1 protein-coding gene is annotated in these 313 nt (G+C 46.0%); it reads right to left on the bottom strand.

Features of this window, described 5'->3' with window-relative positions; all coding sequences use genetic code 11:
- A partial coding sequence (locus KMS84_RS39715) for a hypothetical protein (RefSeq protein WP_256921516.1) occupies positions 1 to 302 on the bottom strand: 302 nt, incomplete at its 3' end.
- Between the last annotated feature and the right edge of the window lie 11 nt (positions 303 to 313).

Genomic DNA, 313 nt, shown 5'->3' with positions numbered 1-313 from the left:
AACCAATACATAATCTCAAGCCTACTCAGTTCTAGAAGCTCTTCTGGAGACTTTGTATCGGCTTTTGCTACCGCCTGGTCTTTCTTAGCCTGCTCACGCGCTGCCTTTATCCGCGTCAGTTCATTCTTGGGCCATCCGCGATGATAAATCGTGTTTCGGTGAACATCTGCCAGCTTGGCCAGTGTTGTGACATTAACCGGTAGCGATAGATCCTTCTCTATCCGCTTTAAAGCTTCGGTCAGGTTGAAAGTTACAGCATCAAAGCTCTCGACATTTTTTTTGTCGTAAGGCGTACCGTTCATATAGATACTTC

The sequence above is a fragment of the Streptomyces hilarionis genome, assembly GCF_024539675.1.
Taxonomy (GTDB): Bacteria; Actinomycetota; Actinomycetes; order Streptomycetales; family Streptomycetaceae; genus Streptomyces; species Streptomyces hilarionis.
This window is presented reverse-complemented; position numbering and strand designations above follow the sequence as displayed.